Raw genomic sequence first — 21,125 nt, 5'->3', positions numbered from 1 at the left:
CTATTAAACTCTCACGCATTGTTGCGATCGGCCTTATTACCCTTTTAGCCGGCTGTGCTACTCAGCATAAACAGATCGCTACCGGGCCCCAAGTGGCCTCTGACACCTCCAGAACCATTGATCTCACTAACCCCGCCACTGATATGTGGGACCGCATCCGCCGTGGTTATGCAATTCCTAATTTACGCACCGATCTAGTAGACCAATGGACAGACTACTACGCTCGCAATGCCCGCTCAGTATCTGTGATGAGTGAACGGGCCAGTAAATATCTCTATCATATAGTGGATGAATTAGAACGCAGAGGCATGCCCACTGAACTGGCTTTGCTGCCTTTTGTGGAAAGTGCTTATAACCCTACCGCTTATTCTAAAGCGCACGCCTCGGGTCTATGGCAGTTTATACCCGGCACCGCCAAGGACTTCAACCTAGAGCAAAACTGGTGGCAAGACCAGCGTCGTGACCCCATTGCCTCCACTGAGGCAGCACTGGATTATTTAGAGTATTTATACGATTTCCAAGGCGATTGGTATTTAGCGTTGGCTTCGTATAACTGGGGTCAAGGTTCTGTACGCCGAGCGATGGAGAAAAATGAACGTGCAGGCTTAGGTACGGATTATTTATCTTTATCTATGCCAAATGAAACCAGTAACTATGTGCCTAAACTGCAGGCCATTAAAAACATCATTACTGACCCAAAAAAATATGGTATCACCTTACCTAAGGCCCATAATGAGCCCTATTTTACTACTATCACACGCAATGATCACATAGATATAGAAGTAGCGGCTGAGCTAGCTGAAATGTCTATAGATGATTTTAAGTTTCTAAATCCCTCTTATAATCGCGACACCATTCCCGCTCACAGCGCCACCTTGTTATTGCCTAAAGATAAAGCCGATATCTTTAAAAATAATATACAACGTTATCAAGGACGTCTAAGCAATTGGGACACCTATGCGCCTCGTGCGGGTGAGTCCTATGCAGAAATTGCAAAACGCTACGATATGGAGCTTAGCCAATTACGTGCTATTAATGGTTTAGGCAGCAAACAACATACGGCCTCAAGCTCCCAATCTTTATTAGTGGCTGCACCTAAAACCACTGATCTTATTGCAGACCCTTTAGGCGTGCAACTGGCTTCTTTAACCAATACAGCGGCCTTAGCCGCAGCCAGTGCGGTTCCCGCTCCGTCAGCAGCTGTTCAAGCTAGAGCGCGAACTCAAGCCAATACCAACGCCACTCGCACCCACACAGTACAAAAAGGCGATACACTCTATCGCATTGCGCGCCGCTACAACACAACGGTGCCTACCCTCCAACAATTAAATAAACTAAAATCCACCCATCTTGCTCCCGGAACACAATTACGTCTTCCAGGTCCAAGCAGGGGTTAAACCTATTTTACTGATTCAAAAGGAACTCTACGCATGGCTTTTCTTCGTGGTAAACGCATTTTAATTACTGGCGTTATTTCAAATCGCTCTATTGCCTACGGGATTGCCCGCGCCTGTAAACAGCAAGGTGCTGAAATTGCTCTCACTTATGTGGGTGAACGCTTTAAAGAGCGGGTAGAAGGCTATGCCGCCGAGCTGGGCACAGATATTGTTCTACCTTTAGATGTGGCCGAAGATCAACAAATCACCGATGTGATGACTGAGCTACAAAAACACTGGGATGGTTTAGATGGTTTGGTACACGCCATTGGTTTTGCACCTCGTGAAGCCATTGGGGGCGATTTTCTTGATGGTTTATCACGAGAGGCTTTTGCCATTGCGCATGATATTTCCGCCTATAGCTTTCCAGCTTTGGTAAAAGCCGCGTTACCTATGCTGGAAGGTCGTAATAGCTCAGTGCTCACCCTCACCTATTTAGGTGCAGAAAAAGCCGTGCCCAATTACAACACCATGGGCGTAGCTAAAGCCGCATTAGAAGCTTCTGTGCGCTATCTGGCTGCTTCTTTAGGACCTAAAGGCATACGTGCCAATGGCATTTCTGCCGGTCCGATTAAAACCTTAGCTGCCAGTGGCATTAAAGACTTTGGTCAAATCTTAAATTTTGTAGAAAAAAATGCGCCCTTACGCCGTAATGTCACCATTGAAGACGTGGGTAACGCCTCCGCCTTTATGTTGTCTGATTTGGCTGCCGGTATTACTGGTGAAATCACGCACGTAGACGCTGGCTTTAACGCCGTTATCCCTGGCATGAACGAGTAAAACCATGAAAACCCGTATCTTGCTCTCTGAGTCCACTGACCCTTGGTTTAACCTAGCGGTAGAAGACACGATTTTTCGCTCTATGTCTGCAGAGCAGCGAGTGCTATTTTTGTGGCGTAATGCCGATACTGTCGTGATTGGCCGTGCGCAAAATCCGTGGCGCGAATGCAAAACAGAGCGTATGGCCGCTGATAAAGTGAAATTAGCCCGTCGCCAAACCGGTGGCGGTGCGGTATTCCATGATTTAGGCAATACCAACTTCACTTTTATGGCAGGCAAGCCCGAATACAATAAAGACGTGTCCACCGCCATTGTCTTAGCCGGTCTACATAAACTCGGTATTAACGGCAGGGAAAAAGGCCGTAATGATCTGATATTAGAAGATGAAAAAGGGGTTCGTAAATTTTCTGGCTCAGCCTACCGAGAAACGTTAGACAGGGGTTTTCATCATGGCACGCTACTGCTAAGTGCGGATCTTAGTCGTTTGGCTGACTATTTAAATCCAGACCCTAAAAAGCTCCAAGCCAAAGGCATCACTTCGGTGAAATCACGGGTTATTAACTTAGATGAAATTAAACCGGATATTAATCACGCGCAGATCTGTGAAGCCATCATGCAAGCCTATTGTGAGTATTATCAACAAACGGTAGAGCCTGAAGTCATCTCACCACAAGCCTATTTAGACTTACCGGGCTTTGAAGAAAAATTTGCCCTGCAAAGCAGTTGGGACTGGAATTTTGGCCAGTCGCCGGCCTTTACTCATAATATGGATGAGCGCTTTGCGTGGGGTGGCGTAGATGTATATCTGGAAGTAGAAAAAGGCGTGATTCAACAAGCCACCATTTTCGGTGATATGCTGGACCCTCATCCCATGGAACGGCTAGCCGCCAAGCTGCACGGCTTACCTTATAAGCCTAAAGCTATTGAAGCTTGTATAGATCAGCTCTGCGAAGAGCTACCTCAGGCCGCTGCTGCTGAGTTAACTGAGTTTAAGCAGTGGTTTATGGCGCAGATCGCCTAACTTCAAAAAAAAACCACCATCCCAATCTCATGCAGATTAGTTATAGACAACTCAAAGGTTTTATTGCATTAGTTGAGGAGAAAAACTTTACTTATGCAGCAGAGAGAGTGCACATTACTCAATCTGCACTTAGCCAAATGCTAAAAAAGCTCGCCTCACAATTATCGTGCGAGCTGTATGAGCTCAAAGGACGTAAAATAGTCTTCACCGATGCTGGCCACAAGCTGTATCAAGAAGCGCGTTATATTGTGAACCGTCTAGACAATCTAGTAGAAGAAAACCACGCACGCCAACACGGCTATAACCGATCATTAGTGGTATCTTCACTCTATACCTTATGCGCCACACTCGCGCCACAAACTCTAAACGTACTCAGAAAACGCTATCCAGATTTTACCTTTAGGCTAATAGAAGAAAGGGTCAACGATATTACTTCTTCTGTACTAGAAGGGCGAGCTGATATTGGTATCAGCACAAATCCGCACCACAACGAATTAGACTTTGATTTGCTGTTTAGAGATTATCTTTGTTTTGCTTGTAAGTCTGACCACCCTCTAGCAAATCACGAAACCATTAGCTGGGAGCAAGCTCATCAATACGGCAGCATTGGCGTTAGCCCAGGAAACAGTTTACGCACCCTGGCAGATGAGGCTTTCCAACGCATAGGCCTCACTTATGAGCCTGAGTTTAGCGCTTCACATACCTCCACTTTACTTGGCATGATTGCCAGTGGTTTAGGCTCCACCATTCTCTCTTCTACCATTGGCGATTTGAATCAAAATAATCAAATTCGCTTTATTCCTATCACTCAACCTCTACAGTATCGCTCAATTGGGTTGATTACTCGTAAAGAAACTCATCGCCCATTAAGCGATGAGTTTACTCTTATACTGAAAAAACTAGTGGCTGACTCAGACTTTTTTACATAGGGCCCACTGGCAAGCCCATAAGTATATAAAACAAGAATATACCACCCCACCCTACAAATAGCACCAATGAGTAAGGCACCATCATTGCTAAAAATGTGCCAAATTTCACATGGGAATTGTATTTAGCTATTAAGGCTAAAACCATGGGGATATATGGATTTGTAGGAGAAATAATATTGGTCGTAGAATCCGCAATACGATACCCCATTTGTGTCACCTCAGGCGTCACGCCTAACAGCATAAACAAAGGGATAAAAACAGGAGCCATAATTGCCCACTGAGCAGAACCACTAAATACAATCATATTCATTAAAGCCGTTAACACCATAAATGCAGCCATCATAAGCAGTTTGGGCATTTCTATGGTTGAAATCCAATCGGCTCCATTCACAGCGATATAAATCGCTAAGTTTGACCATTGAAACCAAGCAATAAACTGGGCAATAACGAACACCAAAACAATATAACCCCCCACTCCTTTAAGAGAGCTTGCCATTAAATCAGGTATATCTTTAGCTTGTTTTATAGTGCCAGCCTTCCAACCATAAATAACGGCATTCATAATGAAAAATGCCATAATGACGGGAATAATTCCTTTAAGAAAAGGAGAAGGCACTAAACCACCTTCTGCATTACGCAATGGTGAATCATTAGGCCATAACAGAGCCAATAGCAGAGCAATGAAAACTAAAGATGCAATCCCAGACCACTTAAGTGCTTTTATTTGCTGGGGGGTTAATGTAAATGATTGTTCTTCTTCAACCTCAATGGCTTGCATTTTACTTGTAAAACGAGGCTCTATATATTTATCTGTAAGTAAGGTACCCATAATGACCAAAATGGGAACCGAAATCAGCATAAAATACCAGTTGGCTGCAGGGCTAACTTCTACGTACTCTACAATGGCTGAAGCTTCTGTAGAAATACCCGAAAGTAATACGTCCGTACCCGCAATGAATACATTTGCGGTAAAGCCAGCGGCTACCGCTACAAAACCTGCTGCTATACCAACAATAGGATTACGATTCGTGGCACTAAAGATAATCCCAGCTAAAGGCGGTACTAAAATAAAAGCGGCATCAGAAGCCAAGTTACCAATGATACCCGTTATAAAAATACTTGCCGTCACAAACTGAGGCGGTGCATTCAGTAACGAGTGCTTAATCGCACTATCTGCCAACCCTACTTCTTGCAACAAGCCTACCGCTAACATCATACATAACACCAAACCTAAAGGCTTAAATGAAATGAAGTTATCCACGGTAGACTGTAATATATAAACTAAGCCTTCACCGCTTAATAAATTTTTCACTTGGATCATCTCACCAGTAGACGGATTCGCTACTTCGCCCCCGCTTAGAGATAACAACCAGGAAAAAAACATGACTCCTATACAAAGAAAAATAAACAAATAAAAAGGATGAGGCATTTTGTCCCCAAACTTTTCAATTCTATCAATCATAGACGCGCGAGGTCGCGTACTTTGTGAAACAGAGGCTGTCATGATTCACGTACTCCTTTGGTAAGAAAGGGTTACACCTTGATATTGTTTTTTATTACTGCTCTAGTACTAAATTAATGAAATAAGCAGCGCCTATAGGCAAAACCTCGTCATTAAAATCGTAAGTATTATTATGCAGACCTATTTCACAGCCTGCTTCATCAGCTACACCATTACCAATAAAGCCATAGCAACCTGGTACTTCCCGAAGAAAATAAGAAAAATCCTCACTGGTCATTTTCGCTTCACAGTCTGGGTTAACCTTTGCTTGCCCTACTGTTTTTTTAGCCGCTTTGATTGCTTTTTCTGTCTCCGCTACTGTATTTATAGTGGGAGGATGAGAGATAGGTCCAAGCCTAATCTCAGCACTCATTCCATGAGCTTGAGCGCTGTGATCCACTAATTGCCTTAGTTTTTCAATTAGGCTATTGCGTGTATTTTGATGTAATGTGCGAAAGGTGCCACTCATATGGGCTTGTGCAGCAATAGCGTTTGTGGTTTCACCACAATGCAATTGCGTAACCGAAACAACTAAAGGCTCAAAAGGACTGTAAGTGCGACTCACTATACCTTGAATCCCTTGGTAAATATGGGTGGCAACCAAAAGAGGATCTTGCGTGGTATGAGGTAAACCTGCATGACCACTTTTGCCTTCAATCGTAATAAATAAACGATCTGAGCTGGCCATAATAGGCCCCGTTTTAAAAGCAAAATGCCCAGCGGGTATGCCGGGCATATTATGCAATGCGTAACAAGCATCTAAAGGGAATTTCTGCAAAAATCCTTCTGCAACCATTGTTTCAGCTCCGCCACGTCCTTCTTCAGCCGGTTGAAATATCAACACGACTTTTCCAGAAAACTGACGTGATTGTGCCAAATAACGCGCTGCTAGTAACAGCATGGTAGTGTGGCCATCATGACCACAGGCATGCATTACCCCTTCATGGGTGGAACGATAAGCAAACGTATTTTCTTCATGTATAGGTAAGGCATCCATATCAGCGCGCAGGCCTATGGTTTTACCTTCACCTAACTTTCCGTAAATAACGCCTACCACAGCAGTTTTAGCAAAATCAGTGGAAATTTCATCCACACCGTATTTTTTTAATTCTGCTAATACCAAAGCTTGGGTATGCGTCTCCTCAAATCCTAGCTCTGGATGTTGATGTATTTTATGTCGAAGGCTTGTAGCCTCTGGTAGCCAAGGCTTTAAAGTATTTATAAGATTCATCTTTCTCTCCTCCTGAGATAGATATAACCTTAATACTCTTTCCTAAGCAAACCAACTTGCTACTAACTCTATTAATATAACTAATAGTTAATGATCATTAGCCTCTGGGAAAATCACCACCTCTTCCCCTTCTTGCCATTGTTTATATTTCAGCATAATTTGCTTAAAGCGCGCAGAGTCTAAAAAGCGCTGTAGCCAACTTAATAAATGTGGCCAGTCTTGGGCTTTAAACCAATTAATATCCGTATGCGCGTACTGACGTACAAAAGGCGCAATAGCAATGTCTGCCACACTAAGGCGGCTACCTAATAAGTATTCATGCTGGCTTAAACGTTGATTTAGCTCTACTAATAGGGCATTGGCAGCGGCATCGCGGTGCTGTGCAGCAAAGGCTTCAGGGCTGAGCTCAGCGTGCTCTTCGGTATAACGTGGTGGGTATTTATAACGATCTAAGCCGTGTTTAAAAGCACCATCATTTAGAGCAATAAGACTTTTAGCAATTTGTAGCTGAGCTTCCTCAGTAGGTAACAACTGCTCTGGATCTGCTTGGGCTAAGGCCCAAAACATAATATCTAGGCTTTCGTCTATCAGCTCACCACTGGGTAAAAGCAACACAGGTACCGTGCCTTTAGGGGAGATTTCCAACATATGAGCAGGCTTATCGCGCAATACCACTTCTCTGAGCGCTACGCTTAAGCCTGAAGAAGCTAAGGCCAATCGCGCCCGCATGGCGTAGGGGCAGCGTCTGAACGAATAAAGTAGGGGTAAAGAATGTGCAGTAGTCATACCACACATTCTACACTAAGCACTGTTTTAGTTTTCAGCTTGTAACTGCGCTTGACGCGAGCGCTCGGCCAGCTCGGCTTGGCGCTGACGTTTTTGCTCTTTAAGCACTTCCATGGGTGCACCCACATGGCGTTCTTGGCGCTCTTTGGCAAGTAACATTTGCTTTTGACGTTCACGTAAACGAGCTAATTTTTCATCATCTAAGGATCCATGGCAATACGGACAGCTGACGCCTTCTTCAAACTGTGGCAAGGCTCTTTCCGCTTCACTCACAGGCATACGACACGCCCTACAAAAGCTATAATCACCCCGCGCTAACCCATGACCTACAGAAACGCGCTCATCAAATACAAAACACTCGCCTACCCAAGTGCTTTGATTTTCCGGGATTTCTTCTAGGTATTTGAGAATACCGCCCTGCAAATGATAAACCTCCTCAAAGCCTTGAGAACGCATAAAAGCCGTGGATTTCTCACAACGAATCCCACCCGTGCAAAACATTGCCACGCGTGGATTACCCGCTAATACACCACCCGGCTTGCGCTGCTCAGCCACCCACTCCGGAAATTGAGAGAAGCTATCGGTTTTAGGATTAATGGCATTTTTAAAGGTGCCTATACCTACCTCGTAATCATTACGCGTATCTATCAGTACCACATCAGGCGCATTAATAAGATCATTCCACTCAGCTGGCGGCACGTATTTACCTACCATTTCAGCGGTTTTAAGATCTGGTACACCCAAGGTAACGATTTCTTTTTTAAGTTTAATTTTTAATCGATAAAAAGGCCTTACATCTGCCCAGGCCTCTTTGTGCTCTAGGCTTGCCATACGTGGGTCAGCACGTAAGTAATCCAATAACTCACGCACCCCTTGCTCTGGGCCGGCAACAGTGCCATTAATGCCCTCACGGGCTAAAAGCAAGGTACCTATAATGTCGCGCTGCTCACAGAAATCAATTAGCGGTTGCTGTAAGCTTTCATAATCTTCTAACTCTACAAAGTGGTAGAGTGCTGCTACTAAATATTTAGCCATGGTCTCTTTATATCAATTCAAACGTAGGTAATTATTAATAATACCTGTTTTGGACGCTTCTTAGGTTGCGCTCGCGCAAACAGTCCTAAAAAAGCCTATGCTTAATATCTAAAAATCATCAATCATTGTATGTAATATTTTATGGACTCCTTAACTCAAGCTGTACTAGGCGCTAGTATTACAGGCGCTATGCTAGGCCGTTATCATGGCCGTAAAGCTGTCATAGCGGGCGCCGTATTAGCTACCTTGCCCGACTTAGATGTATTTATTCAATACGCCGATCCAATTAGCTCCATGACCTATCACCGAGGTTTTAGCCACTCGGTAATTGTGCTGTCTGCTTTCTCTTTATTTGTGACGGCTGTTTGGCGCGCCATCAAACCTGATAAGCGCTATGGCATAGGATGGTTATTTTTAGCGATTTGGCTGGCCTTGGTCACGCATCCTATTTTAGATGCCTTTACTGCCTTTGGTACGCAGCTGTGGTGGCCATTTACTCCTATACCGGCCTCTTGGGCTAGTATTTTTATTATTGACCCTATTTACACTATCCCCTTGAGTGTGGGGGCATTTGCAGCGTTATTTGCTGGTGTGGGTCCGCGCACGCAAAAACTGCTGAACTGGGGCTTAATCCTTAGTACCATTTATTTAGCCGCTACTTTTGGGGCTAAGCAGTGGGCGGAGCATAAAGCCTTGGTGCAGTTGGGCGCGCATGGCGCACCCACTACGGAGGTTTATAGCACCACCATGCCCTTTAATAGTTTGCTGTGGCGGGTGATGACACGCGATGAGAATCAACAATGTGAAATGATTGTGAGCCTCCTGGACTCCAGCAGTCAGCCTAATGAATACCTTTGCTTAGAGCATAATCACTATTTATTGCAAGCGGTACCCAAGTCTGAGCAAATAGACCGTTTGCGCTGGTTTACCGGTGATTGGGTCAGGTTTGATGAAAAAGATGATCTGCTCATTATGACAGATATACGTCTGGGTGCTGGGATAGGGCTGCATCACTTTAGATTTGTGGTGGCAGAAAAAACCCCTTATGGCCAGTGGGATACAGTGGTACCGTATCGTTGGCCAGAAAGGGTGAGTATGAAATTACTCAAACCCATATTAAAACGGGTTTACCAGCAACAGCCACCTTTGCCTTTAAAAGACTGGGTGACTGAGGCCGATATGGGCGCTATGACTTCTTCGCTTTAGAGGCTTTCTTGGCCGCTTTTTTAGCGGCCTTTTTTGCCGCCTTTTTCACTGACTTCTTGGTAGCTTTGGTGGCTTTTTTAGCGACAGTGTTGGCTACAGGCACACTGGTGCTAGCCTCGGCTACAGATTTGGCTTGGGTTTCAGCTGCGGCTGCTGTTTTGACTTTTAGCTCTTGTAGCGCCGCTTCAGCAGCAGTGACTTTCTTAGCATGCTCAGCCGCCTTCGTTTCAGCTTCTGTAGCTTTCTTGGTTTGCTCTGCCGCTTTGGCTTCGGCCTCTGTAGCTTTCTTAGTTTGCTCTACCACTTTGGCTTCGGCTTGAGCTGCTTTACTTTCAGCGGCTGCCGCTTTAGCTTCAGCTGTTTGAACCTTCTCTGTTTGAATGAGTAAGGCTTGCTGGGCTTCTGCTAAGGCAGCTTCTCTGTCTGCTTCTAGAGCTATTTTTTTCTGTATTTGTTGCTCACGCTCAGTTTGAATTTTAGCAGCTATCTCTGCTGGTGGATTCCACTGACTGCAAAGTTGTAAGGCGCAAGCAATCTCTGCATAACGTTTATGCGTTTGCTCATCAGTGTGCAAAATATCTTTTAAACCCGCAATGGCTTCTACCGTGCGCCAAATACCGGCACGCTGCTCTTGATTCGGCACCAGTTTAGGCAATGCGTTAATGGCCTCTTCGGGGTGCATAGTCACAATACGCCATTGCTGACGTAACAGACGTTTCACCGTAGCCAAATCCGGAATGGTATAGCCTTCATCACTATGACTTCTTGCTAAGTTTTTGATGAGGTTAAAGGCGCGTTCGTCTACAAACGTTTCTTCACCCGCCATATAGATTAAAATACGAGCAAAGGCTTCAGCGGTGCCCCCTTGATCAACCTGAGCCTTGGTGAGCTCTAAGCGTAGTTGGTGTAATTCCTCATGCAAGGCGCTATCGCTGTGTAACAAACCACGCCTATTATCACATTTAGGCTTATCTAAACCCACCATGGCACGTAACCACGTATTACCGTAAATGCTGTGAAATAGAGTTTCTACACTACGATCTCGCATATCTCGCCACGTATCGAGCCCAGTGACGATCACTTCATTCATGGCTTGCTCAGCAGCCAAAAAAATATTATCTTCCGATACTGGCTGACGCTCTTCTTTCACCTGTTCTGCTAAAGGCTGCATAGCCAAAGCCATAGGATTCATGCTAGACCAGATATAGTGCGCTAAACGTCTAGGGTGAAAATCGCGCGAGGCTTTACCAGTCCACGAGTTGCTAAGACTGCGAATAATAGGCGATAAAGTCAGATCATAGGCATGCTGATTAATTTTTGAAATGCGATCTACCACTTCAAAATCCGCCTCTTCCTCACGACCATCGTCTAAGGCTTCTAAGTCTTTTAGTTTACGTGGTTCAAAAGTCACTACGTGACGGCCTTTAATCCACTCTTGGTGCGGAGTATTGGGATGCAAATCCTCAATGCGTGCCTCGTATAAACCCGGTGGTAGTAGCTCTACTAAATCTAAGGCTCCTGTTAATGCCTCGTGCTCACGGCTAGCAATACCCGAAGACACAAAAATCCCTAAATGCCCCGTGCTCTCATGCAAACTATAAACAATCACTTGCTCATGAGCCTGTAGGTCTTCATCACTGGCGTACATATCAGGTATCCAGTTTAAAGCTTGCGAAGGCGGTGTTATGTTGTCGGCCTTGGAGGCAAATACAATAATGGGGCTGCGAATATTTCGCATATTGATGTTGCCATTGGATGTGGGATCAGGCAGTTCAGCGCGTGCGAGTTTATTACCAATGAAAAGGTTTTGTGTGATCCAATCAATCTCTTTGCGCGTCATTGAAAAATGACCCGCCCACCATTTCTCAAAGCCTAAGTAACGCTCTACCTCGGTATCAATCTGAGAATAAAGTCGGTAGGGTTTTTTCCACCAGGTATTAGCGGGATCCAGCTTCTCAAAGTTCTCAACGAGATGCACGCCATCAAAAATACCGTGACCTAAGTCTGCAGCCAATGAGCTAGTCCAAGAGCCACCCAGCATACCTCCTGTATAGCGCATGGGGTTTTGACCTGACTCGCCTGACCAATACGATAAAGGGGCTCCCGCTAGCATAATAGGCCCTACTAGTTTAGGTGCTACGCTGGCTAACATCATCAACGCCCAACCACCCTGACAGTTACCTATAAGAAAAGGCCTGCCTACCTTGGTGTAATCATGGCGCTCTATGATCACTTCTAAGAAGTGCTTTTCCGCCATTAAAATACAATAAATACTTTGATCAGGCTCGGGCTCAGGACCAAAGGTAACAAAGTAACAAGGATGCCCAGCGGCTAAAGCTACGCCAATTTCAGAGTGCACCTTAGAGCCAGCTACGCCTGGCCCATGCCCGGCACGCGGGTCAATAATCACAAAGGGACGCGCATTAGGATCAGTAGGCATATGCGCGGGCGGCACAATACGCAACAGCCCGTAATTAACGGGATTAGGCAATTCACGCCCATCCACAATCATTTCATGATCAAACACTAATACAGGCGGCTTGCCTTCATTGGCGTGTTCTACGTATTGATCGCCACTTTGACGCATCACATCTAAATAAAGTATGCCACGCTGCTGTGCATCGCGTATGTATTCCATGGCCTGCTGGCCAATATCATTAAACATCAATTTTTCGCTCCTGTAGTTGCAGATTGCTTAACCCATAGAGCCCATAGTTTGACGCAGTCTACGGTGTGCTAATACAAAAAACACCACACCAATTATTGACATCATTAAAAACTGTGGCCAAACCATAGTCATATTTGCCCCGCGCAATAGAACCGCTTGCGCGTAGGAAACAAAATGCAGAGTTGGTGTACCCGACATAATCCACTGCACCACATCTGGCATGCTTTCACGTGGGGTCACCGCTCCAGATAATATTTGTAAAGGCAATAACAAAATAATCGCCATTAAACCAAATTGCGGCATGGTTTTTGCTAAGGTGCCTAGATAAATCCCAATAGATGTGGTGGCAAATAAATACACAATGGTGCCCAGCGCAAATAACCACGCAGATCCCACCACATTAACACCTATAACCCCTTTAATCATAACGTATAAGGCAAATAGTGCAGCGCACAATACTACTATACCCATTGACCAGACTTTTGACAGCATAATTTCTAAAGGAGTAACTGGCATGACCAGTAAGTGTTCAATCGTGCCGTGCTCACGCTCACGTATTAAGGCCGCTCCCGTTAAAATAATGGACAATAACGTAATATTATTAATCATCCCCGTGATGCCACCAAACCAAGAGGCGTAAAGATTGGGATTAAACAACACCCTTTGCACGAGTTCTACGGGCGATGTGACTTTTCCTCCACTGGGTCTATCTATAAATAATAAAACCTCTGAGCCCAAAATATTTTGTATATACGCCGAGCCCACCAAGGCTTGACTTTGACGAGTCGCATCCACATTTAACTGTAAGGCAGGGTTTTTGCCCGCTTGTACATCGCGCTCAAAATTAGGCGGAATATTTAACACAAAAGTATCAGTGCCCATATCCATGCCCGTATCTATGTCCGCACGGCTAATAATACGTGGCGGCAAAAAATACGGTTCGTGCAAAGCATCAATTAAGCGAGCCGATAAAGTGGATTGATCTTCATCCACTACAGCAATGGCGGCTTTATTTAAAGAGTCAGGCTTAGCCTTAGAGTTTGAGTAAATAGCCCCACTAAACATAAAAATGATGAGTATCACTAAGGCTATATCACGCCCTAAGCTATAAAACTCTTTAATGCCTAAATGATAAATAGTGGCCAAATGCTGTTTTAGTCGTTGCATGCCCATGCCTATTTCTCCTGCTTTTTCAGCAACAATACCGACAAGGTAGTAAGCACTGGAATGGCAATAATTAGGGGGTAAAACGAATAACGCAGATCACTAAAACCTAAAGCTTTGGAAAAAGTCCCTCTACTAATAGTTAAATAATGCGAGGTGGGATAAATCTCTCCCATAAAAGCCCCAAAGCCTTGCAGAGAAGACACGGGATCTACCATGCCAGAAAACTGAATGGCAGGAATTAAGGTAGCAATAGCCGTACCCGCTAAGGCAGCTACTTGACTGCTAGTTAAGGTGGAAGCTAAAAGTCCAATACCAGTAGTGGCTGTTACATATAAAACAGTGGCCGCCACCAAGGTCAATAAACTACCAGTAAATGGCACTTTAAATAAGGTGAGTGCCAAAATAAACTGCAGCACAAAGCCCACCAATGCCAGCCCTATATAAGGTAATTGTTTACCTAACAAAAACTCCAACTTAGTCACCGGTGTGGTGTAAAGATTCATAATGGAGCCAAGTTCTTTTTCCCGCACCACCCCTAACGCCATCAGCATAGAAGGAATAAACACCAACATCATGGGAATGACCGCTGGCACCATAGATACCAAACTACGCAGCTCTGGATTATAGCGGAAACGCACTTCTCCTACGCTGGGCATCTGTGGCCTGGCTCCAGTCTTTTCTAGCACCCAGTTTGACATAGTGGCATTGTGCAGAGCTTGGGTGTAGCTCTTAATGGTTTCCGCCCGCTGTGGCATAGCACCATCAATCCACATACCTATTTCAGGCTGCTTGCCTTTGTCTAAATCACGGCCAAACCCCGGCGGGATTTCTATGGCTAAAGATAGCGTACCCGCTCGCATACGCTCGTCTATATCAGCACTGCTAGTTAAAGGCGCTTGCTGTTCAAAATAACGCGAACCTTCGATTTCTAAAGCATAGCGTTGGCTAGCGGTGGTTTGGTCATAATCCAAAACAGCATAGGTGAGATTTTCTACATCCATATTAATGCCATAGCCCATCACTAGCATGAGCACCACACTACCAACCATGGCCATAAATAAACGTATGGGGTCACGGCGCAACTCTACAGCCTCACGGCTGCTATAGCTCCATAGGCGCTGCCAACTAAACCAACGGTGTTTCACACCTTTGGCTTGATTTTGTGCAGCAGGTGGGATGAATTCCGTATCGGTAGGCGCACCCTCATCGCCAATGGCTTCTTCTAAATAGCCAATAAAGGCATCTTCTAAGCTATCAGCACCGCGCTTTTCTACTAATTCTGCTGGTGTGCCGGTGTCTAAAACGATGCCAGCGTGCATCATAGACATACGATCACAACGCTCAGCTTCGTTCATGAAATGGGTGGAGATAAAAAGCGTGACGCCATCATTACGCGATAGATCTACCATTAACTGCCAAAAGGTATCGCGTGCTACTGGGTCTACGCCAGAGGTGGGTTCATCTAAAATCAATACATCTGGCTTATGGAGTACAGCTACCGCCAGTTGTAAGCGCTGACGTATGCCTAAAGGTAAGCTGTCAGGCAACGTATCCAGTACACTTTCTAACTCAAAGCGTTTGGCAAGTTCCACTACTCGTGGCTCACGCTTCGCCAAAGGCAAATAAAATAACTCTGCATGCAGCATGAGGTTTTGACGTACCGTCAATTCAGCATACAGCGAAAAATTTTGTGACATATAACCTACACGGCGACGCGTGGCTAAATCATTGGCATCTATAGGCTGGCCTAGTAAAGTGGCTGTGCCTTCTGATGGGGGTAGCAATCCCGTCAACATTTTCATTGTAGTGGACTTACCACAACCGTTGGAGCCTAAAAAACCAAAAATCTCCCCCCGCTTCACTCTGAGATTCACATCACTAACGGCCACAAAATCACCGAACTTTTTGGTAAGACCGTGTGATTCAATCACCACTTCATCACTTTCGGGTAAGGGTGGAATAATTAACTCTTCATGCCCTTGACGCTTAGATTCAGGCAACAACGATAAGAAGGCACTTTCTAAATTGTTTTTACCAGTGCGCTCTAAGAGCTCATCGGGCGTACCCGTGGCTAATACCTTGCCCTCATCTACCGCCACCAGCCAATCGAAGCCTTGGGCCTCATCCATATACGCCGTAGCCACTAGCACGGACATATGTGGTCTGCGCTCACGAATACGCTCAATCAACTCCCAAAACTGCCTACGGGCCAACGGATCAACGCCCGTAGTGGGCTCATCAAGGATTAATAAGTCGGGATCATGAATGAGCGCACAACAAAGCCCCAGCTTTTGCTTCATGCCGCCTGAGAGCTTTTGTGCCGGCCTGTCCGCAAAATCGGTCATGCCGGTACTGGCTAACAGATCGTTAATGCGGGCTTGACGCTCGGCTTTACCTTGGCCAAATAAACGACCAAAAAAATCAATGTTTTCAAATACCGATAAAGTGGGATATAGATTTTTACCTAAACCTTGCGGCATATAGGCAATTTGCACACAGGCGGCATTACGGTGTTTAGCGCTACTCATATCTCCATCTAAGACGGTGAGTTGGCCTTCCTGGAGTGCCCGCGCGCCCGACACTAAGCCTAACCACGTGGATTTACCCACGCCATCTGGTCCAATAAAACCAACGGTCTTACCCGCCGGTATGGCAAGTGTGACATTATCTGCCGCTAAAATCTCTCCGTAGCGATGCGTTACGCCTTCAAACTGCACCACCATTGTCTGATCTAGCTTTGCATTCATGGCAATTTAACTTGTAAGTTTTCGGGCCATTCACTATCGGCTGACAGTTTAATATACGCAACACCCGGCACGCCGGTTTTCACTTGTTCCATGTGCTTCTCTAAAAGTTCAGGGTCAATACGTACCTTCACTCTAAAGGTAAGTTTTTGCCTTTCATCTTGGGTCTCTACCATTTTGGGAGTGAACTGCGCCACGCTAGACACATAAGACACCTCGGCAGGAATCACGTATTGCGGGACGGCATCAATAATAACGCGAGCCTCTTCACCAATAGCCACGCGCCCCACTACCGTTTCAGGCAGGAAAATCGTCATGTACACATCGCCCACATCAACCAGGCTCAATACCTTACCGCCATTGCCCACCACCTCTCCGGGCTGAGCTACACGGTATTGCACTCTGCCAGCACGCGGTGCCCGTAAATCACTGTCGTTAAGCTCACTTTGAATATTCGCTACCGCCGCTTCTGCCGCTAGGATGCTAGCTTCGGCTTGAGCCACTTGCGATTTAGCGGCTTGTATACCAGCCTGTACCGCCGCTTGCTGCGCTTCGGCTACCGCTACCATCGCTCTGGCATTGCGGTATTGCGCCATATCGTTATCCGCTTGCTGCGCTGACATAGCGCGCTGCTTTAATAAAGCCTGTGAGCGCTCTTGAGTTTTGCGAGCTAAATCTAGCTCTGTTTTACGTTGACCTAAAGTGGCTTCAGCCATGGCTTGGTCTGCTTCACGCTGCGCTACCAAGGCAATGGCAGAGTCTTTGGCGCTACGTGCACGTGCCAATTCAGCCTCACTTTGCGCTAAATTTGCCTGCAAAGACTCCACATCCATGTGGGCTACCACTTGGCCGGCCTCAACAAAATCCCCTTCATTAACCAAAATATCTTTAATGCGCCCTGCTATTTTTGCAGACACATCCACTTCAGTGGCTTCAATACGGCCATTGCTATATGCAAAGTCTTCGTTGAGTTCAGGCTGCATTTGCTGCCATACCACATAGCCAATGACGGCAATTACCACTACCACAACGGCAATGAGGGTATTTCTTTTGGTTGATCCACTCACAATGTCATTCCTTTATTAACTTCATTATCATTAGTCACATTCATGCCTTCAGCTGCGCTAGCACCGCCCCCTAAAGCACGGTACAAACCCACCATATTACTGAGGCGAGCTTGTTGGAGCTGAAGCAGCATTTGTTCAGCACTAAATAAAGATCGCTGGGCGTCTAATACATCTAAGTATTCGGAGGAGCCTTGCTCATAACGTAAATTAGCTAAGCGCGCTCGGTCTTTTTCTGATGCCACTAAATCAGCCTGCTGCTTTTCTTGTTCGGCCAACCAATGATGCGCCGCCAAAGCATCAGCCACTTCTTTGAAGGCACCGCGTATAGCCGACTCATAATCTGCCACCGCGATATGCTTACGCGCTTCGGCTAAAGCTAGGTTGGACTCGCGTGCGCCCCCATCAAATATAGGCAAAGAAATTTGCGGCATAAAGCTCCAAGCTCCACTACCGCCTCTAAAAAGTCCATCTAAATCCGCACTAGCGGTGCCGGCAAAACCGGTGAGTGTAATTCTCGGGAAAAAAGCGGCGCGGGCAGCATCTACATTAGCGCGTGCTGCCACCAACGCTTGCTCAGCCGCCCGTATGTCTGGACGCTGCAACAACACGCTAGAAGGCAGCTGTGCCGGTATAACTCGATCTAAACGCTGCTCAGCAAGACGCGTGCTTTCGTTAGCCTCTACAGGCTCGCTTTGACCAGTTAACTGTTGAATCAATGCAGTATTTTGTGCCTTTTCACGTTCTAAGCTTGCTAACTCACTACGCGCTGCCAACAATAAACTTTGTACTGAACGTAAATCTAAATCTGACGCACTGCCTACATCTACCCGCGCTTGCATAATACGTTGCGACTCCGTGCGCGTAGCTACGGTTTTACGGGCTAGCTCAATACGTTCTGCTAAAGCAATACCCTCTAAGTAAGCATTGGCCGTCATCGCAATTAAGCTGATCTCAAAAGATTGGCGAGCTTGCTCAGTAGCTAAGTACTGCGCAAGTGCAGCAGCACTTAAACTACTCACTCGCCCCCAAAAATCCAGTTCAAAAGCACTCACTCCTAAGCCGGCTTGGTATTGCCCCCTAGTAGTAGCCTCTTGAGTCACAGATAAATCACCCGGCACGCGGCCCCGCTCACCTTCGGCCTGCGCTCCTAATTGCGGTAAGCGCTCCGATTCACGTATGCCATATACTGCACGCGCCTCAGCCACTCTGGCTGTAGCGGCTTTAAGATCGCTATTGAAAACCAAGGCGCTTTGAATTAATGTTTGTAAAGCTGGATCCGTAAAAAACTGCTGCCATGTCTCAGATGCATCAAGCAAAGGAGCACTTTTTGCAGTCGTAGACATAGTAGTTGATACTGCAGGTAGCTGGTCTGGGATGCCAACATCCATGTTTTCAGGCTGTGGAGGCGGTGCCACACAAGCGCTTAAAAGCACTGCAGACACCGATATAGCCCAAACACGCGGAGCAGATATTTTCACAATATTATTCCTTTTAATTCAGCAAAAACTCATGCTTATACAGTAAGCATAACAAAAAAAAACCTATGCCCAACTCAAAAAACCAAGATAAGCCAAAGATGCACACCAGACAAAGCATCAACAAAATCCAGCATTGGTACAGCAAACTTCCTTTGCACTGGCTCTTAGCTGTATTGGTTGCTATACATGGCATTATTTTACTTAAAGCAGCCTTACCCGCAGTCTATAGCTTATTGAAAACGCCTTCTACTAGCTGGCTGGACGTCAAAGACATACATGATTTATTAGATTCCATTTTTCTTGAGGTGCTTTTTGCTCTCATGATAGGTGCTGGATTAGTGGTCACCGCCATCGGTTTAGCACTACGGGCGCGTACGGCTTGGTTTATGAGTTTATTTCTATTACTCAGCAACCTAGCTTATGATTTGCTTTATGGAGCCGGCTTAGCCAGTGAAAAAAGCATCAATAGCTATCTACTTCTCCTAATTTTCTTGTTAGTACTGTATGGCAGACGCTTTAATCAAGCCAGTGTTATTTCTGGCTCCTTATTTGCCGCCCTTGGGGTGTCTTTGCTACTCACATACTCTATGTTTGGCGCACTGTATTTTGGGAAAGATTTTTCACCTCCCATCACGAATATTACCGAGGCGTTTTATTTTTCTATAGTAGCTATGTCTACCGTAGGCTTTGGCGACATTGTACCGCGCTCGGCCAACAGCCAGCTTTTCACCACGTCTATTATTATTTTAGGTATTACCCTTTTTGCGACGTCTATGAGCGCTGTAGTAGGGCCTATTTTACAAGGCCGTATTCAACATATTATGCAAAGTAAACATAAAAAAATCATGAAAAAAAATCATATTATTATCGTAGGCGTAACCCCCTTAGCACACAGTGTATACGCCGTGTTACGTAAAGCTGGTCGTGATGTAGTGGTAATAGTGCCACCTGATGCCTCCCATGATTACCCCGCCGATACGGATACAATCATAGGAGATGCCACCGATTCTGATGTACTCGCTCAAGCCAATGCGACACATGCCAATTATGTCTTAGCTTTACGAAGTGATGATGCAGAAAATGCCTTTATTGTGTTAGCTGCACGTGAGGCCGGTGGTGCACAAACGCGTACCGTAGCTTTAGTGAATGCGCCTATACACTTAAACAAAATCAAACAGGTGAATCCGGATGTGATTTTATCTTTGCAATCATTAGGGGCAGAAATTCTAGCACGCTTAGTTACTGGGGAACCCATTACCGATGCGCTGATATCCCAATTATTATTCCCGCTAGATAATAAAACTAGTACTCAAACAAATGAACAAAAATGAAAAATAACAGTAAAAACAAACATTGACATCCTCCTCGCCCTAAAGGACAAGGATTCCTACGGCGTTCAAGCGACCATCGCCTGACTCGCTTCGGTGGGTTCTTGGCCCGACGCCCCTAACTGCGGGCGAAGTGTCTGCACAAGCTAACTGGGCGTGTCCCGCCCTTAACACATTGATTGCGCCGACTAAATCGGCGTTTTCCTCGAAGCCACAGCCCACACACTGGAACCGCGCTTGGCTGCGCCGATTTTCTTTGGCGACATGGCCACAGCAGGGGCAAGTCCGGCTGGTGTTTCTGGGGGGAACGGCAAGGAGTTCCCCGCCCAACCACGCCAGTTTGTAGTCTAGCTGACGCCGAAACTCGAACCATCCTTGATCAAGGATGGCTTTATTCAGGCCGGATTTGGCCTTTACGTTTTTTCCCGGTGTTACGGTGGTGCCTGAAGCTGACTTGGACATATTCCGAACCGACAAATCCTCGATACACACGATCGCGTGGTTTTGGCTGATGGTGGCCGTGGCTTTGTGCAGGTAGTCGCGTCGGGCATTGCCGATACGGGCATGGATTTTCTGGACGGAGGCCTTCGCCTTTTTCCAGTTGTTACTGAATTTCTGTTTTCGGCTCAGCGCTCGCTGCGCCTTTGCCAAGGCTTTCTCTTGGCGTCTAAAGCGATTGAGCGGAGCGACATACGAGCCATCGCTCAGGGTGGCAAAACGGGCAATTCCCATATCGATACCCACGATG

15 protein-coding genes and 1 pseudogene are annotated in these 21,125 nt (G+C 45.9%); 6 read left to right on the top strand and 10 right to left on the bottom strand.

The window, feature by feature from the left end; all coding sequences use genetic code 11:
* Positions 1-2 precede the first annotated feature (2 nt).
* From AC2UZJ_RS10435 to AC2UZJ_RS10420, 4 genes are read left to right on the top strand one after another with little or no spacing between them, the layout of a single operon-like run.
* The gene (locus AC2UZJ_RS10435; protein ID WP_486950154.1) at positions 3-1,397 is read left to right on the top strand and encodes a transglycosylase SLT domain-containing protein; all 1,395 of its coding nucleotides are present in this window, start codon (positions 3-5) and stop codon (positions 1,395-1,397) included.
* 33 nt (positions 1,398-1,430) lie between these two features.
* On the top strand, positions 1,431-2,216 hold the full coding sequence (fabI, locus tag AC2UZJ_RS10430; protein ID WP_486950092.1) for an enoyl-ACP reductase FabI: 786 nt from the start codon (positions 1,431-1,433) through the stop codon (positions 2,214-2,216).
* 4 nt (positions 2,217-2,220) lie between these two features.
* A complete protein-coding gene (gene lplA, locus AC2UZJ_RS10425) occupies positions 2,221-3,237 on the top strand; it encodes a lipoate--protein ligase (protein WP_486950091.1) in 1,017 nt (338 codons plus the stop codon).
* A 29-nt stretch (positions 3,238-3,266) separates the two neighbouring features.
* Positions 3,267-4,166, top strand: a complete 900-nt coding sequence (locus AC2UZJ_RS10420; RefSeq protein ID WP_486950090.1) for a LysR family transcriptional regulator — start codon at positions 3,267-3,269, stop codon at positions 4,164-4,166.
* Here AC2UZJ_RS10420 and AC2UZJ_RS10415 read toward each other — a convergent pair.
* The 4 genes from AC2UZJ_RS10415 to trhO form a co-directional block, all read right to left on the bottom strand.
* Positions 4,159-5,628 carry an AbgT family transporter gene (locus AC2UZJ_RS10415; RefSeq protein WP_486950153.1) on the bottom strand — a complete coding sequence of 490 codons (1,470 nt, stop codon included), beginning with the start codon at positions 5,626-5,628 and terminating at the stop codon, positions 4,159-4,161. The two genes, AC2UZJ_RS10420 and AC2UZJ_RS10415, sit on opposite strands and share 8 nt — an antisense overlap.
* Positions 5,629-5,722: 94 nt before the next feature.
* Positions 5,723-6,898, bottom strand: a complete 1,176-nt coding sequence (locus AC2UZJ_RS10410) for a M20 aminoacylase family protein (protein ID WP_486950089.1) — start codon at positions 6,896-6,898, stop codon at positions 5,723-5,725.
* A gap of 87 nt (positions 6,899-6,985) precedes the next feature.
* Entirely contained in the window at positions 6,986-7,684 is a 699-nt protein-coding gene (locus tag AC2UZJ_RS10405) for a glutathione S-transferase (protein WP_486950088.1), read from the bottom strand.
* A gap of 27 nt (positions 7,685-7,711) precedes the next feature.
* Positions 7,712-8,719: an oxygen-dependent tRNA uridine(34) hydroxylase TrhO gene (trhO, locus tag AC2UZJ_RS10400; RefSeq protein WP_486950087.1), complete on the bottom strand. Its 1,008-nt coding sequence runs from the start codon at positions 8,717-8,719 to the stop codon at positions 7,712-7,714.
* A gap of 141 nt (positions 8,720-8,860) precedes the next feature.
* Between trhO and AC2UZJ_RS10395 the strand changes: the two genes are divergently transcribed.
* Positions 8,861-9,925, top strand: a complete 1,065-nt coding sequence (locus AC2UZJ_RS10395; protein ID WP_486950086.1) for a metal-dependent hydrolase — start codon at positions 8,861-8,863, stop codon at positions 9,923-9,925.
* On the opposite strand, the gene AC2UZJ_RS10390 is transcribed toward AC2UZJ_RS10395, so the two are convergent.
* From AC2UZJ_RS10390 to AC2UZJ_RS10370, 5 genes are read right to left on the bottom strand one after another with little or no spacing between them, the layout of a single operon-like run.
* The gene (locus tag AC2UZJ_RS10390; RefSeq protein ID WP_486950085.1) at positions 9,906-12,590 is read right to left on the bottom strand and encodes a DUF3141 domain-containing protein; all 2,685 of its coding nucleotides are present in this window, start codon (positions 12,588-12,590) and stop codon (positions 9,906-9,908) included. The two genes, AC2UZJ_RS10395 and AC2UZJ_RS10390, sit on opposite strands and share 20 nt — an antisense overlap.
* 30 nt (positions 12,591-12,620) lie before the next feature.
* Positions 12,621-13,760: an ABC transporter permease gene (locus tag AC2UZJ_RS10385; RefSeq protein ID WP_486950084.1), complete on the bottom strand. Its 1,140-nt coding sequence runs from the start codon at positions 13,758-13,760 to the stop codon at positions 12,621-12,623.
* Positions 13,761-13,768: 8 nt separating this feature from the next.
* Positions 13,769-16,507 (bottom strand): ribosome-associated ATPase/putative transporter RbbA, encoded by a 2,739-nt coding sequence (rbbA, locus tag AC2UZJ_RS10380; RefSeq protein ID WP_486950083.1) that lies wholly within the window; start codon positions 16,505-16,507, stop codon positions 13,769-13,771.
* A complete protein-coding gene (locus tag AC2UZJ_RS10375) occupies positions 16,504-17,571 on the bottom strand; it encodes an HlyD family secretion protein (protein ID WP_486950082.1) in 1,068 nt (355 codons plus the stop codon). The genes rbbA and AC2UZJ_RS10375 overlap by 4 nt, the downstream gene beginning before the upstream one ends.
* On the bottom strand, positions 17,568-19,049 hold the full coding sequence (locus tag AC2UZJ_RS10370) for an efflux transporter outer membrane subunit (protein WP_486950081.1): 1,482 nt from the start codon (positions 19,047-19,049) through the stop codon (positions 17,568-17,570). Before AC2UZJ_RS10370 ends, AC2UZJ_RS10375 begins: the two co-directional genes overlap by 4 nt.
* A gap of 98 nt (positions 19,050-19,147) precedes the next feature.
* On the opposite strand from AC2UZJ_RS10370, the gene kch reads away from it, so the two are divergent.
* Complete coding sequence (gene kch / locus AC2UZJ_RS10365; RefSeq protein WP_486950080.1) at positions 19,148-20,380, top strand: voltage-gated potassium channel protein; 1,233 nt, start codon at positions 19,148-19,150, stop codon at positions 20,378-20,380.
* A gap of 65 nt (positions 20,381-20,445) precedes the next feature.
* Here the strand turns inward: kch and AC2UZJ_RS10360 are convergent.
* Positions 20,446-21,125: pseudogene (locus tag AC2UZJ_RS10360) on the bottom strand (RNA-guided endonuclease InsQ/TnpB family protein); the annotation flags it as partial.

This window comes from Paenalcaligenes sp. DL 309 (assembly GCF_057475285.1).
The sequence above is the reverse complement of the archived record's forward strand: the minus strand, read 5'-3'. Positions and strand labels throughout refer to the sequence as shown.

Coding starts and splice junctions, on each gene's coding strand:
- fabI (WP_486950092.1), top strand. CDS start 1,431: ATGGCTTTTCTTCGTGGTAAACGCATTTTAATTACTGGCGTTATTTCA.
- lplA (WP_486950091.1), top strand. CDS start 2,221: ATGAAAACCCGTATCTTGCTCTCTGAGTCCACTGACCCTTGGTTTAAC.
- AC2UZJ_RS10420 (WP_486950090.1), top strand. CDS start 3,267: ATGCAGATTAGTTATAGACAACTCAAAGGTTTTATTGCATTAGTTGAG.
- AC2UZJ_RS10415 (WP_486950153.1), bottom strand. CDS start 5,628: ATGATTGATAGAATTGAAAAGTTTGGGGACAAAATGCCTCATCCTTTT.
- AC2UZJ_RS10410 (WP_486950089.1), bottom strand. CDS start 6,898: ATGAATCTTATAAATACTTTAAAGCCTTGGCTACCAGAGGCTACAAGC.
- AC2UZJ_RS10405 (WP_486950088.1), bottom strand. CDS start 7,684: ATGACTACTGCACATTCTTTACCCCTACTTTATTCGTTCAGACGCTGC.
- trhO (WP_486950087.1), bottom strand. CDS start 8,719: ATGGCTAAATATTTAGTAGCAGCACTCTACCACTTTGTAGAGTTAGAA.
- AC2UZJ_RS10395 (WP_486950086.1), top strand. CDS start 8,861: ATGGACTCCTTAACTCAAGCTGTACTAGGCGCTAGTATTACAGGCGCT.
- AC2UZJ_RS10390 (WP_486950085.1), bottom strand. CDS start 12,590: ATGTTTAATGATATTGGCCAGCAGGCCATGGAATACATACGCGATGCA.
- AC2UZJ_RS10385 (WP_486950084.1), bottom strand. CDS start 13,760: ATGCAACGACTAAAACAGCATTTGGCCACTATTTATCATTTAGGCATT.
- rbbA (WP_486950083.1), bottom strand. CDS start 16,507: ATGAATGCAAAGCTAGATCAGACAATGGTGGTGCAGTTTGAAGGCGTA.
- kch (WP_486950080.1), top strand. CDS start 19,148: ATGCACACCAGACAAAGCATCAACAAAATCCAGCATTGGTACAGCAAA.